Below are 13,017 nucleotides of genomic sequence, written 5' to 3'. Positions count from 1 at the left end.
CTGACAGGCTTGTTTTGCAGGGCGGTGACGATTGCGTTGCAAGCCGATGTCATCCCCAGCGCCCCCGGCCGCGATTCACGCGACCGGCTCGAGCGGGCCGAGCTGATAGGCGCGGTTGTCCGCGCCCGGCTTCGAGAACAGGAAGCGCGGGCTGCGATCGAGGAAATCATGGGTGTGGACGACCAGGGTCGCGCCGCGCGCCAGCACGACGGCATAGGCCGGCGGCTCGTGGCTCGCGAGATGCGGGCAATCCGGGCGCAGATCGAGCCAGACCTGGTGGTTGGTGCCGCGCAGCGTCGAGAACGGGATACCGTGCCAGCTCCCCGAGATCGGACGGTGGACATGGCCGAAGAAGAGGTGGCGGACGCGGCCGAGATAGGGCCGGAGCAGGTCGAGCAGCGCCTCGCGTTCGGCCAGCGCGATCCGGTCCATCTCGTGCACGCCGACCTCGAAGGGCGGATGGTGCATGAACAGCAGCAGCGGCTGGTCGCGGCCAGAGCTTTCAAGCGCGCCGGCGAGCCAGTCGAGCCGCAGCCGGCAGAGCCGGCCGCCATGATGATCCTCGTCGAGCGTATCGAGGAAGATCAGCCGGCCTGCCGGGCTGTCGCGGAAGCCCTGAACGAAGCCGTTCGCGTCCTGCGGAGCGGTGGGAAGCGCGGCGAGGCAGGCCTCGCGCCGGTCGTGGTTGCCGACCATCGCGACATGCGGCACCCGCAAGTCCGCCATCCGCTCCCGGAACAGCGCATAGGCTTCCGGCTCGCCCCAATGCGTGAGATCGCCGGTGACGACGCAGAGATCGGCATCGGCGTGCTGGGCGTTGATGTCGGCGATCGCGGCGGCGAGCCGCGCGGCGGGGTCGAGGCCGTAGAGCATCTGGCCGGGCAGGACGAGATGCGTGTCGGTGAGATGGATCAGCTTCATGGGACATTCGGGATGGTCGCGCGCGGAGCGGCGCGGCGCGCGTTATGCGCCGGCTTTCATGGCGTTTTGATCACAGTCGGGCGGCGGCGCCGCCGGGCATTATCAAAATGTCACGCAATCGGGGGATGAGAGCCGCGCTTTCCGTCCCGCGCACCGCCCCGCCCTTCCCGGAGTTTCCCCGATGTCCGCCGCTTCAGAACTGCCCGTGCTGGGCGCCGCCCTCAACCGCCGTACGCTTCCGCTCCACCGCGACTGGATCCTCGAGCAGCAGCGCGACCTCGAAATCCAGGACTTCTTCGATTCAAGCGTGCTCGACGGCGATTGGCGGGCGGTGGTGGCGGAACTGAAGCCGCTGCTCGCCGGCTATTCCGGCCGGCTCGGGCTGCACGGCCCGTTCTGGGGCTTCACCATTGCGAGCCAGGATCCGCTGATCCGCCAGGTGGTGACGAAGCGCTTCCTGCAGGGTCTCGAGGCTTGCGAGGCGCTCGGCGCGACGCAGATGGTGATCCATTCCCCCTACACGACCTGGGATCACAACAACATGGATGCCAATCGCGGCGCCCGCGAGGGCGTGATCGCGCGGGCGCAGGAGACGCTGGCGCCGGTCGTGGCCCGCGCCGAGGCGATCGGCTGCACGCTGGTGATCGAGAATATCGAGGACAAGGATCCGATGGATCGCATGCGGCTCGCGGCGAGCTTCGGCTCGGAAGCCGTCAAGGTCTCGCTCGATACCGGGCATGCGCATTACGCCCATGTCGCCACCGGCGCGCCGCCGGTCGATTTCTACGTCACCGCCGCCGGCGAGAGCCTCCATCATGTCCATATCCAGGATATCGACGGCTATGCCGACCGGCACTGGCTGCCGGGCGAAGGCACGATCCGCTGGGCGGGCGTGTTCCGCGCCCTCGCAGCCCTCACGGGCCGGCCGCGGCTGATCATCGAGGTCAAGGACCAGCCGAACCTGCGGCACGGCGCGGCCTATCTCGAGGCGCTGGGCGTCGCGCGCTGAGCCGGGCCGGCGCCGGCCCGGCGTCACGAAACCGACAAGCCCGGTTCATCGCCGCGTCAAGGGGCGGGGCTAGCGTCCCGCCATCGACGGCCGGGCCTCGCGGGACCGGACCGTTCCGTTCGGCCGGCCGTTGCGCCGGTTTCCCCCGTGCGACTGACCCTGCCCGTGCGACTGACCCTGATGGAGGCGAGCATGACGCATTTTTCCCGTCGCGACACCCTGCGGCTCGGCTCGGCCCTGGCCGGCGGCCTCGCTCTGCCCCGCTTCGCGATCGCCCAGGCCGACAACCGGCCCTCGATCACCATCGCGGTGCAGAAGATCGTCAATTCCAACGTGCTCGACGTGCTGCGCGAGCAATCGAATGTCGGCGAGCGCGTGTTCTTCTCCTCGCTCTGGGAGCCGCTGATCACCAAGAACTGGCAAGGCAATCTCGAACGCCAGCCCGGCCTCGCCACCGAATGGCGGCGGATCGACGACCAGACCGTGGAACTCAAGCTGCGCGAGGGCGTGAAATTCCACAACGGCGACGAGATGACCGCCGAGGACGTGGTGTTCACCTTCGGGCGCGAGCGCATGTTCGCCAATACCGAAGCCAAGAACCGCTCGACGCTCAAGGCATTCGAGACCATCCCCGCCCCGCGCCCCGGCAAGGAACTGCCGCCCGAGATCCCCGCCGTGGCCCGCCGCGCCTGGCCGGACCTCCTGCGCGTCGAGGCTGTCGGCAAATATGTCGTGCGCTTCTACAACGCCACGCCCGACGTGACGCTCGAAGGCCGGCTTTCGCGCTACGGCTCCGACATCATGAGCCGGCGCGGCTGGGAGGAGGCCGCGACCTATCTCGACTGGGCGCGCAAGCCGATCACCACCGGCCCCTACAAGGTCGCGGAATTCCGCCCCGACCATTCGCTCACCCTCGTCGCGCATGACGAATATTGGGGCGGCCGGCCGCCGCTCCGCCAGATCCGCTTCGTCGAGGTTCCGGAAGTCGCGAGCCGCATCAACGGCCTGCTCTCCGGCCAGTATCAGTTCGCCTGCGACATCCCGCCGGATCAGATCACCGGCATCGAGCGCAATGTCGCCTTCGAGGTGCAGGGCGGCACGATCCTCAACCACCGCCTGACCTGCTTCGACAAGAACCACGCCCAGCTCGCCAACCCGCTCGTCCGTCGCGCCTTCACGCATGCGATCGACCGGCAGGCGATCGTCGACAGCCTCTGGGCCGGGCGCACCGTGGTGCCGAAGGGCCTGCAATGGCCCTATTACGCCGACATGTTCCACGCCGATTGGAGCGTGCCGGACTACAACCCGAAACTGGCGCAGGACCTGCTGAAACAGGCCGGCTACAAGGGTGACCCGATCCCCTATCGCCTGCTCAACAATTACTACACCAACCAGGTCGCCACCGCGCAGGTGCTGGTCGAGATGTGGAAGGCGGTCGGGCTCAATGTCCAGATCGAGACCAAGGAGAACTGGACGCAGATCATGGCCCGCGGGCCGGAGCGCGCCGTGCGCGACTGGTCGAATTCCGCGCCGTTCAACGATCCGGTTTCCTCGATCGTCAACCAGCATGGGCCGAACGGCCAGCAGCAGCAGATCGGCGAATGGCGCAACGACGAAATGAACACGCTCTGCGAGTTCCTCGAGACGTCCACCGATCGCGCCAAGCGCAAGGCGGCCTTCCGCCGCATGCTCGAAATCTGCGAGCGCGAGGACCCGGCCTATACCGTCCTGCACCAGAACGCGACCTTCACCGCCAAGCCCAAGGCGCTGAAATGGAAGGCATCGCCCGCCTTCGCGATGGATTTCCGCCCCGGCAGCTACGGCGCCTGACCGGCATCACGCCGCCGGACCCGCACCAAAGCCCCCCAGGATCGCCTTCCAGGATCGCCCCCGATGACCCATATCCCCCGCCCCCTCCCCTCGCGCCGGGCCGTTCTCGCCGGTGCCGGTGCGCTCGCCGGCGCCGCAACCCTGCCGGAAGCGATCCCGCCCGCCGCGGCGCAGGGCCGGCGCCGCATCACCATCGCGATGCCGGTCGGCCCGCGCGTGCTGGAACCGGTGCGGGAAGTGTCGAACGTCATCTTCCGCACCGCCTACAACGTGTTCGATACGCTGATCGCGGTCGATTTCCGCGACAATGCGCGGCTGAAGCCCGGCCTCGCGACCGCCTGGCGGCGCAGCGAGCCGCGGGTGCTCGAACTCGACCTCAGGCCCGGCGTTCGGTTCCACAACGGCGACCTGCTGAGCGCAGAGGATGTCGCCTTCTCCTTCGGCGCCGAGCGCGTCGCCGATCCCAAGGCGCCCGGCCACGCGCTGAGCCGACCCTTCCTCGGCACGATCGAGCGCGTCGAGGCCATCGGCCCGCTCCAGGTGCGGGTGGTGACGACGGCGCCCGATCCGCTGATCGAGCAGCGTCTCGCCGGCTGGGCGGGGCAGATCGTCTCGAAGCGCGCCTTCCTCGCCGCGCCGAGCTTCGAGGCCTGGGAGAAGGCGCCGGTCGGGACGGGACCGTTCGCGGTGCAGGACTTCCGGCTCGACGACCGGCTGGTGCTCAAGGCGCATGACGCGTATTTCGGCGGCGCGCCCCTGGTACAGGAACTCGTCTTCCGCGTGGTGCCGGAACTTGCGAGCCGCCTCAACGCGCTGGCGACCGGGGAGGCGGACATCATCACCGAGGTCTCGCCCGACCAGTTCGCCACGATCGAGGCGATGGCGGGCCGCGAGATCGTCGGCGGGCCGATCCAGAACATCCGCGTCCTCGCCTTCGACAAGACCCATCCCGTGCTCGCCGACCTGCGGATCCGCCAGGCGCTCGCCCTGGCGATCGACCGGAAGGCGATCGTAGAGGCGCTCTATGGCGGGCGGACGACCATCCCGCCGGGGCATCAGAACCCGGCCTATGGCCCGCTCTTCATGCCCGATTACCCGGCGCCCGGCTTCGACCCCGAGCGGGCGCGGGCGCTGGTCCGCGCGGCGGGCTACAAGGGCGAGCCGATCCCCTACCGCATCCTGCCGAACTATTACACGCTCCAGCTCCAGACGGCGCAGCTCCTGGTCGAGATGTGGCGGCAGGTCGGGCTCAATGTCGAGATGATCGTGCGCGAGAACCCGGCCGCGATCACCGTTCCGGCCGAGGGGCGCGGCATCCGCGACTGGTCGAACACGATCTTCTGGAACGACCCCGCCGGGGTGCTCTCGCGGCTGTTCGGGCCGAACGGGCCGGTCCAGCGCGTGACGAAGGAATGGTCGAACGAGGAATTCAACCGTCATGCCGGCGTGCTGGCGACGAGCCTCGATCCGGCCGAGCGGCGCGCCGCCTTCCGCCGCATGCTCGAGATCTGGGACCATGAGGACCCGGCCGGCACGGTGCTGCACGACCTGACCATGTTCTACGGCAAGCGCAAGGACATCGCCTGGCAGCCCTACCCGATCGAGTATATGGATTTCCGCGCGGCGAATATGGGCTGAGCCATGTCCGGTCTCGATCTGGCCAGGGACGCGGCGCCGCTCGTCGCGATCCGGGATCTTGCGGTCCGGTTCAACGGCGTTCCGGCGCTGCGCGGCGTCGATCTCCATGTGGCGCGCGGCGAGGCCGTCGGGCTTGTCGGCGAATCCGGCTCCGGCAAGTCCGTCACCTGGCTTGCCGCGCTCGGGCTGCTGCCGGGGAGCGCGGCGATCTCCGGCTCGGTGACGCTCGAGGGCACGCAATTGCTCGGTGCGCCGGCGGAGATCCTCGACCGGACGCGTGGCGGCCGGGTCGCGATGATCTTCCAGGATCCGGCGAGCGCGCTCAACCCGGTGCTCACCATCGGCCGGCAGATCGGGGAGGCGCTGGCGCTGCATCGCGGCCTTTCCGGACGCGAGAACGCCGCCGAGGCGCGGCGGCTGCTCGAACTTGTCGGCATTCCGGATGCCGGGCGGCGGCTTTCCGCCTATCCGCATGAATTCTCCGGCGGCCAGAACCAGAGGGTGATGATCGCGATGGCGCTCGCCGGCGGGCCGGACCTGCTGGTGGCGGACGAGCCGACCACCGCGCTCGACGCCACGATCCAATCGCAGATCCTCAACCTGATCGGCGAGATCCGCCGGGAAACCGGCATGGCGCTGGTGCTGATCAGCCATGATCTCGGGGTGGTGGCCGAGACTTGCGACCGGATCGCGGTGATGTATGCCGGCCGCATCGTCGAGGAAGCGCCGGCGGACCAGCTGTTCCTCGCGCCGCGCCATCCCTATACGCGCGGGCTGATCGGCGCGCTGCCGCCGATCGAGGGCGCGCGGCGGCGGCTGGTGGCGATCCCCGGCACGGTGCCCGACCCGCGCGCGATGCCGCCGGGCTGCGCCTTCGCGCCGCGCTGCACGCAGGCCCATGCCGCCTGCGACCGCATCGCGCCGGCGCTGGAGATCATCGGGCCCGGCCGCCGCGTCGCCTGCCTCGCCGAGACTGCCGGCCGCGGCAGCGCCCCGACCGAGGTCGCCGCCGAATGACCGCGCCGCTCGTCTATGCCGAGGGGCTGACCCGGACCTATGCGATGCGGCGCGGGCTGTTCAGCCGCCCGGTCGCGGTGCGGGCGGTGGACGGGGTGACGCTGGCGATCGCCCCCGGCGAGACGCTCGGGCTCGTCGGCGAATCGGGCTCCGGCAAATCCACCGCCGGCCGCATGCTGCTCGGGCTCGAGACGCCGGATCGCGGCTTCGTCCGCTTCGACGGCCGGCCGATGCCGCCGCCCGGCGGCGCGCCCTGGCGGGCGCTGCGGGCACGGGCGCAGATGGTGTTCCAGGATCCGCTGGGGGCGCTCGACCGCCGCCTGCCGATCGCGACCCAGGTGCGCGAGCCGCTCGATATCCACGGCATCGGCGACCCCGCCCTGCGCGGCGGGAGGGTGCGGGAACTGCTCGGCGCGGTGGGGCTTTCGGCCGATCATGGCCGGCGCTATCCGTTCGAATTGTCCGGCGGCCAGCGCCAGCGGGCGGTGATCGCGCGGGCGCTGGCGACGCGGCCCGACCTGCTCGTCTGCGATGAGCCGGTCAGCGCGCTCGATGTCTCGATCCAGGCGCAGGTGGTCAACCTGCTGATCGATCTCCAGGCCGGGCTTGGGCTCGCGATGCTGTTCATCAGCCATGACCTGCGCGTGGTGCGCCAGATCAGCCGCCGCGTCGCGGTGATGTATCTCGGGCGGATCGTCGAGGAGGGCGAGGCGGACGATCTCTTCGCCGCGCCGGGCCATCCCTACACAGAGGCGCTGGTCTCGGCCTCCCCAGCGCCGGGCGGCCGGGCGGGCCGGCGCATCGTGCTCAAGGGCGATCCGCCCAACCCGGCGGCGCGGCCGAGCGGCTGCGCCTTCCATCCGCGCTGCCCGGTGGCGGAGATCCGCTGCCGGGTCGAGGTTCCGGTGCTGCGACCGGCGGGGCCGGGGCGGCAGGTCGCCTGCCATCGCGTCGCCGAAAGCCCGGTCGCGGACCTGCGGGGGGCCGCCTGATGCTGCGCTTCGCCACCCTCCGCCTCGGCCGCGCCGCGATCACCATCGCGCTCGTCGTCACCTTCGCCTTCGTGGTGCTGCGCCTTTCCGGGGATCCGGCGCTGATCATCCTCGGCCCCGAGGCGCCGCCGGAGGCGATCGCCGCCTTCCGGAAATCCTGGGGGCTCGATGCGTCGATCTTCGTGCAATATGTCGATTATTTCGGCGCCATCCTGCGCGGGGATCTCGGCCGCTCGATGCGCGACGGCCGGCCGGCGATCCTGCTCGTCGCCGAACGCATCCCCGCGACGCTGGCGCTGACGCTGCCCGCGCTGGCGATCAAGATCGGCATCGGCGTGCCGGCCGGGATCTATGCCGCGCTGCATCGCGGCGGGCCGGTCGACCGGCTGGTGATGATGCTGGCGGTGGCGGGCTTCACCGTGCCGAGCTTCGTGCTCGGGCTCACGCTGGTGCTGATCTTCTCGGTGCAGCTCGGCTGGCTGCCCTCCGGCGGGCAGGAGAGCTGGCGCCATGCCATCCTGCCGGTGGTGACGCTCGGCACCGGGGGCGCGGCGATCCTCGCGCGGTTCACACGTTCGGCGATGCTGGAGGTGCTCGGCCAGCCCTATATTCGCACGGCCTCGGCCAAGGGCGTGGCCTGGCGGGCGGTGGTGACGGGGCATGCGCTGCCCAATGCCGCGATTCCGACCGTGACGATGGTCGGGTTCATGGTCGGCTCGCTGATCGCCGGCGCGGTGGTGGTCGAGAGCGTGTTCTCCTGGCCGGGGGTCGGGCGGCTCCTGGTGGTGGCGGTCGCGAACCGCGATCTCGCGGTGGTGCAATGCATCCTGCTGCTGGTGGCGGGAACCATGGTCGCATCGAACCTGATCGTCGATTTTCTCTACGGGCTCCTCGATCCGCGCCTGCGGGCGGGCGGGCGCGCCGGAGCGCATTGAGATGGCGGAGGCGAGCCTTCCCGATGCCGCGGCGGCGAAACCGGCCCGGCCGCGCATGCCGCCGCTGGTGTTTGTGGCGATCGCCTGGGTCGCGACCATGATCGCGGTGGCGATCCTCGCCGATCTCGTGAAGCCCTATGTCTTCACGGCCATGGATCTGCGCAACCGGCTGTCCCCGCCCGGCCATCCGCTGCACTGGCTCGGGACGGATGAACTCGGCCGCGACGTGCTCTCGCGGCTGATCGAATCGATCCGCGTCTCGCTGCTGATCGCCTTCGGCGCCTCGCTGATCTCGGCGGGCCTCGGCACGGCGCTCGGCTTCCTTGCCGCGCATTTCCGCGGGCTGATCGAGCAGGCGGTACTGATGCTGGCCGATTTCCAGGCCTCGATGCCGTTTCTCGTGCTGGCGCTGTCGGTGCTCGCCTTCTTCGGCAATTCGCTGCCGCTCCTCATCGGCCTGATGGGACTCTACGGCTGGGAGCGCTATGCCCGCATCGCGCGCGGGCTCGCGATCTCGGCCTCGGCGCAGGGCTATGCCGCGGCCGTGCGCCAGCTCGGCGCAGGGCCGGCGCGGATCTATCTCCGCCATATCCTGCCCAACATCGCCTCGACGCTGATCGTCTCGATGACGCTGGTCTTTCCGGAGGTGATCCTGCTCGAAAGCGGGCTATCCTTCCTCGGTCTCGGGGTGCAGCCGCCGATGACGAGCCTCGGCAACATGGTCGGTTACGGCCGCGAATACCTGACCCGCGCGCCCTGGATCATGCTGGCGCCGGCGCTCACCATCGTCCTCACCACGCTCGCGATCTCGATCATCGGCGATTGGCTGCGCGACCGGCTCGACCCCTCGCTGAACTGACGCCCAGCTGAACTGCCAAGGAGAAGCCCGCATGTCCGCCCATGGCCGAGCCCCCGCCGAACGGGTCGTCGTCATCGTTCTCGACGGGTTGCGGCCCGACCATGTCCGGCCCGACCTGACGCCGAACATCCTGCGGCTCGCGGCGCGCGGCGCGCGCTACCGGCAGGCGCACTCGGTGTTCCCCTCGATGACGCGGGTCGCGACCTCGTCGATCGCCTCCGGCGCCAATCCGCGCACGCATGGCGTGGTCGGCAACGCGTTCTGGCATTTCGAGGCTTTCCCCGACCGGGCGGCGGATACGTCGAAATACGCCGATCTCGCCCGGATCGCCGCCCTCGATCCGCGCGGGGTGCTGACGGCCGAGACCTTCGCCGACCGGCTCGCCCAGGCGGGCCGCCGCATGGCGGTGGTGCATTCCGGCTCCTCGGGCTCGGCGTTCCTGATCAATCCGCGCGTGCGCGAGAACGGCCATTGGACCTTCTCGATCCATGGCGGCGACCACACCCTCACCCCCGAAGCCAATGCCGCGATGGAGGCGAAATTCGGCCCACGCCCCGCGCCGGAACTGCCGCGCTTCGCCCAGATGACTTATGGCACCACGGTCTTCGTCGAGCATGTGCTTGCCGAGATGAAGCCCGATCTCGCACTGATCTGGCTGCCGGAGCCCGATACCAGCTACCATTACCGCAAGATCGGCTCGGCCGACGCGCTCGCCGCGCTGCGCCATGCCGATCTCTGCGTGGGGCGCATCCTCGACCATCTCGAGGCCGGCAACGCGCTCGCGCGGACGGCGGTGATCCTGCTCTCCGATCACGGCCAGATCACCGTCAACGAAGCGGTGCCGCTGTTCGAGACGCTGCGCGCGGGCGGGTTCGACGCCGCGACCCGTGGCGCAGAGGTGTCGATCGTCGGCACCTCGGGCGCCTCGGGCGAGATCCGCCTGCGCCGGCCGGACCCAGCCCTGCGCGACCGGATCGCCGCCTTTCTCGCCGAGCAGCCGGATATGGGGCTGCTGTTCTCGCGCGGGCGGGAGGGCGGCGGGGTCGAGGGCGAGGCGCCGCATACGCTCGCCTTCGACCTGCTCCAGTTCGGGCATAACCGCGCGCCCGACCTCGCCTTCGTGCTGCGCTCGGATGCCGGGCCCGATCCGGACGGGCTGCCGGGCCTCGGCCGTTACATGGGCGGGGATGTGCCGCTGATGGGCGGCATGCATGGCGGGCTCAACCGCCACGAGCTCGCGACCGTCCTGGTGCTCACCGGCGCCGGAATCGCGCCTGTAGGCCTGCTCGACCAGCCGGCGGGGTTGCCGGATATCGCCCCGACGCTGCTCGCGCTGCTCGGGATCGAGCCGGCGCCGGGCATGACCGGCCGCGTGCTCGCCGAGGCGTTCGAGCGGACGCCGGAGGCCGGCCAACAGGCGGAGTTCGGCACGGAGGAGAGCCGCACGGAAATCTTCGAGACCGCGCTCGGCAGCCATGTCCAGCGGCTGGAACGGCGCGTCCTCGACGGGCGCGCCTATCTCGTCTCCGGCACGCGCATCGAGCGCTGATTGCGCGGGCCGGCGCGCAGCCGGGCTGCGCGCCGAACGCGGGCGGGGGAGCCGCCCGCGTTCTCAGGCGTTTTCCGGCCGCGTGAACGGCAGCACGCGGATGCGGCGGCCGCTGGCGGCGTGGAAGGCATTGGCGACCGCCGGGCCGATCGGCGGCACGCCGGGCTCGCCGACCCCTGTCGGCTTGGTGGATGACGGCAGGATATGCACCTCGACGCGCGGCATCTCGTCGAGACGCAGCACCTCGTAGCCATCGAAATTGCCCTCGACGACGCGGCCCTTGTCGAGCGTGAGCTTCGATTTCAGGATCGCGCCGAGGCCGAAGCCGATCCCGCCCTCCATCTGGGCGCGGATATTGTCCGGGTTGACGGCGACGCCGCAATCGAGCGCGCAGACCACGCGGTGGACGCGCGGCAGGTTGCCCTCGACCGAGACCTCCGCCACCTGCGCGACGATGGTCTCGAAGGATTCCGCGATCGCGATGCCGCGGAAGCGCCCGGCCGGCAGCGGCTGGCCCCAGCCGGCCTTCTCCGCCGCCAGCCGCAGCACCGCGGCGTGGCGGGGATGGTCCTTCATCAGCGCGAGGCGGAACTGCACCGGATCCTTGCCGGCGGCGGCGGCCACCTCGTCGAGGAAGGCCTCGACGGCATAGGCGGTGTGGGTCGAGCCCACCGCCCGCCACCACAGGACCGGCACCCCGACCCTGGTCGAGGTCAGTTCCACCTTCATCGCGGGGAAGGCATAGGGCAGGTGCTGCGCGCCCTCGACCGAGGTGAGATCGACCCCGTTGCGGACCAAGCCCTGCTCGAAGGGTGTGCCGGCGAGGATCGACTGGCCGACGATATGGTTCTGCCAGGCGACGATGTTGCCGGCGGCGTCGAGCCCGGCCTTGAGGCGGTGGATATAGGCCGGGCGATAGCGCCCGGCGCGCATGTCGTCCTCGCGCGTCCATTGCACCCGGACCGGGCGGCCGCCGAGCACCCTGGAAACCGCCACCGCCTCCGCGACGACATCGCCGTCGATCACCGCGCGCCGGCCGAAGCCGCCGCCGGTCTTCATCACGTGCAGCGTCACCTTGTCCGGGGTGACGCCGGCGACCCGCGCCGCGATGCCCTGATAGATATCCGGCATCTGATGGCCGCCCCAGACCTCGACCCGGCCGTTCTCGATCCGGGCGATGGCGTTCATCGGCTCCAGCGCCGCATGGGCGAGATAGGGGAATTCATAAATCGCCTCGACAATGCGCGCGGCGCCGGCGAAAGCCTTCTCGACATCGCCCTTCACCTCGGCCGTCGCGACGCCGGGCTTGGCCGCCAGCGCGCGGTATTCCGCCATCAGCGCCTCGCTCGACCGCGTCTCGGCCTGGCTCGTGTCCCACTCGGCCGTCACGGCCTCGCGGGCGCGGAGGGCGCGCCACATATTGTCCGCAACCACCGCGAGGCCGCGCGGCGTCGCCACCACATCGACCACGCCCTTCATCGTCCGGGCCTTCGCGGCGTCGAAGCTCTTCAGCGTCGCGCCGAACAGCGGCGGATGGATCATCACCGCCGTGAGCAGCCCCGGCAGCCGGACATCGATCGTGAAATCCTGCCGGCCCGTGACCTTGGCGCGGCTGTCGAATTTCGGCAGCACATCGCGGTCCTTGCCGATATAGATCCAGTCCTGCGGCGCGCGCAGGGCCACATCGGCCGGAACCGGCAGCGCCGCCGCCCTGGCCGCGAAAGCGCCGAACGGCGCCTGCCGGGCGCCGTGGCGGAGCAGGCCGCGCTCGACGACGATCTCCGCCGCCGGCACCTTCCATTCCGCCGCCGCAGCGTTGACGAGCATCTGCCGCGCCACCGCTCCCGCCCGCCGGTAGCGCTCGAAGGAGGATTGCATGCCGGTCGAGCCGCCGGTGCCCTGGATGGCGCCGCCCCAGTTGACATTGCCGAACAGCGCCGGGTTGCCCCACCCGCCCTCGACGCGGATCTGCGCCCAATCGGCGCGCAGCTCCTCGTTCACCAGGGTCGCGATGCCGTGATAGATGCCCTGCCCCATATCCATATGGGCGCTGTGGATGGTGACGGAATTGTCCGCGCCGATCGTAACATAGCCGGCGAAGGGATTGGCCGGCGCCGCCGGTTTCGCGCCCTGGGCGCGTGCGCCGCCGCGGAAGCCGATCATCAGGCCGCCGGAGATCGCGGCCGCGCCGATAAGCAGGCCGCGCCGGGACGGAGCCGGGGAACCGGCCGTGGAGTCAAGAAATTTCGCAAGCATGGATCGCTCCT

10 protein-coding genes are annotated in these 13,017 nt (G+C 70.3%); 8 read left to right on the top strand and 2 right to left on the bottom strand.

Features of this window, described 5'->3' with window-relative positions; all coding sequences use genetic code 11:
- Positions 1-75: 75 nt before the first annotated feature.
- A complete protein-coding gene (locus tag FWJ24_RS05580; protein WP_150286820.1) occupies positions 76-921 on the bottom strand; it encodes a phosphodiesterase in 846 nt (281 codons plus the stop codon).
- 181 nt (positions 922-1,102) lie between these two features.
- On the opposite strand from FWJ24_RS05580, the gene FWJ24_RS05575 reads away from it, so the two are divergent.
- The 8 genes from FWJ24_RS05575 (at position 1,103) to FWJ24_RS05540 (ending at position 10,750) form a co-directional block, all read left to right on the top strand.
- Entirely contained in the window at positions 1,103-1,930 is an 828-nt protein-coding gene (locus tag FWJ24_RS05575; protein WP_150286819.1) for a sugar phosphate isomerase/epimerase family protein, read from the top strand.
- 192 nt (positions 1,931-2,122) lie between these two features.
- Complete coding sequence (locus tag FWJ24_RS05570; protein ID WP_150286818.1) at positions 2,123-3,760, top strand: ABC transporter substrate-binding protein; 1,638 nt, start codon at positions 2,123-2,125, stop codon at positions 3,758-3,760.
- Between the two features lie 63 nt (positions 3,761-3,823).
- Positions 3,824-5,398 (top strand): ABC transporter substrate-binding protein, encoded by a 1,575-nt coding sequence (locus FWJ24_RS05565; RefSeq protein WP_150286817.1) that lies wholly within the window; start codon positions 3,824-3,826, stop codon positions 5,396-5,398.
- 3 nt (positions 5,399-5,401) lie between these two features.
- The gene (locus FWJ24_RS05560) at positions 5,402-6,415 is read left to right on the top strand and encodes an ABC transporter ATP-binding protein (RefSeq protein ID WP_150286816.1); all 1,014 of its coding nucleotides are present in this window, start codon (positions 5,402-5,404) and stop codon (positions 6,413-6,415) included.
- Positions 6,412-7,407 (top strand): ABC transporter ATP-binding protein, encoded by a 996-nt coding sequence (locus FWJ24_RS05555; RefSeq protein ID WP_150286815.1) that lies wholly within the window; start codon positions 6,412-6,414, stop codon positions 7,405-7,407. Before FWJ24_RS05560 ends, FWJ24_RS05555 begins: the two co-directional genes overlap by 4 nt.
- Positions 7,407-8,342, top strand: coding sequence for an ABC transporter permease (locus tag FWJ24_RS05550; RefSeq protein ID WP_166443595.1), 936 nt, complete (start codon positions 7,407-7,409; stop codon positions 8,340-8,342). Before FWJ24_RS05555 ends, FWJ24_RS05550 begins: the two co-directional genes overlap by 1 nt.
- A gap of 1 nt (position 8,343) precedes the next feature.
- Positions 8,344-9,201, top strand: coding sequence for an ABC transporter permease (locus FWJ24_RS05545; protein ID WP_150286813.1), 858 nt, complete (start codon positions 8,344-8,346; stop codon positions 9,199-9,201).
- 31 nt (positions 9,202-9,232) lie between these two features.
- Positions 9,233-10,750 carry an alkaline phosphatase family protein gene (locus FWJ24_RS05540; protein WP_150286812.1) on the top strand — a complete coding sequence of 506 codons (1,518 nt, stop codon included), beginning with the start codon at positions 9,233-9,235 and terminating at the stop codon, positions 10,748-10,750.
- Between the two features lie 63 nt (positions 10,751-10,813).
- On the opposite strand, the gene FWJ24_RS05535 is transcribed toward FWJ24_RS05540, so the two are convergent.
- On the bottom strand, positions 10,814-13,006 hold the full coding sequence (locus FWJ24_RS05535; RefSeq protein WP_150286811.1) for a xanthine dehydrogenase family protein molybdopterin-binding subunit: 2,193 nt from the start codon (positions 13,004-13,006) through the stop codon (positions 10,814-10,816).
- Between the last annotated feature and the right edge of the window lie 11 nt (positions 13,007-13,017).

The sequence above is a fragment of the Rhabdaerophilum calidifontis genome, assembly GCF_008641065.1.
Lineage (GTDB): Bacteria > Pseudomonadota > Alphaproteobacteria > Rhizobiales > Beijerinckiaceae > Rhabdaerophilum > Rhabdaerophilum calidifontis.
The sequence above is the reverse complement of the archived record's forward strand: the minus strand, read 5'-3'. Positions and strand labels throughout refer to the sequence as shown.

Coding starts and splice junctions, on each gene's coding strand:
- FWJ24_RS05550 (WP_166443595.1), top strand. CDS start 7,407: ATGCTGCGCTTCGCCACCCTCCGCCTCGGCCGCGCCGCGATCACCATC.
- FWJ24_RS05540 (WP_150286812.1), top strand. CDS start 9,233: ATGTCCGCCCATGGCCGAGCCCCCGCCGAACGGGTCGTCGTCATCGTT.
- FWJ24_RS05570 (WP_150286818.1), top strand. CDS start 2,123: ATGACGCATTTTTCCCGTCGCGACACCCTGCGGCTCGGCTCGGCCCTG.
- FWJ24_RS05580 (WP_150286820.1), bottom strand. CDS start 921: ATGAAGCTGATCCATCTCACCGACACGCATCTCGTCCTGCCCGGCCAG.
- FWJ24_RS05555 (WP_150286815.1), top strand. CDS start 6,412: ATGACCGCGCCGCTCGTCTATGCCGAGGGGCTGACCCGGACCTATGCG.
- FWJ24_RS05565 (WP_150286817.1), top strand. CDS start 3,824: ATGACCCATATCCCCCGCCCCCTCCCCTCGCGCCGGGCCGTTCTCGCC.
- FWJ24_RS05560 (WP_150286816.1), top strand. CDS start 5,402: ATGTCCGGTCTCGATCTGGCCAGGGACGCGGCGCCGCTCGTCGCGATC.
- FWJ24_RS05545 (WP_150286813.1), top strand. CDS start 8,344: ATGGCGGAGGCGAGCCTTCCCGATGCCGCGGCGGCGAAACCGGCCCGG.
- FWJ24_RS05575 (WP_150286819.1), top strand. CDS start 1,103: ATGTCCGCCGCTTCAGAACTGCCCGTGCTGGGCGCCGCCCTCAACCGC.
- FWJ24_RS05535 (WP_150286811.1), bottom strand. CDS start 13,006: ATGCTTGCGAAATTTCTTGACTCCACGGCCGGTTCCCCGGCTCCGTCC.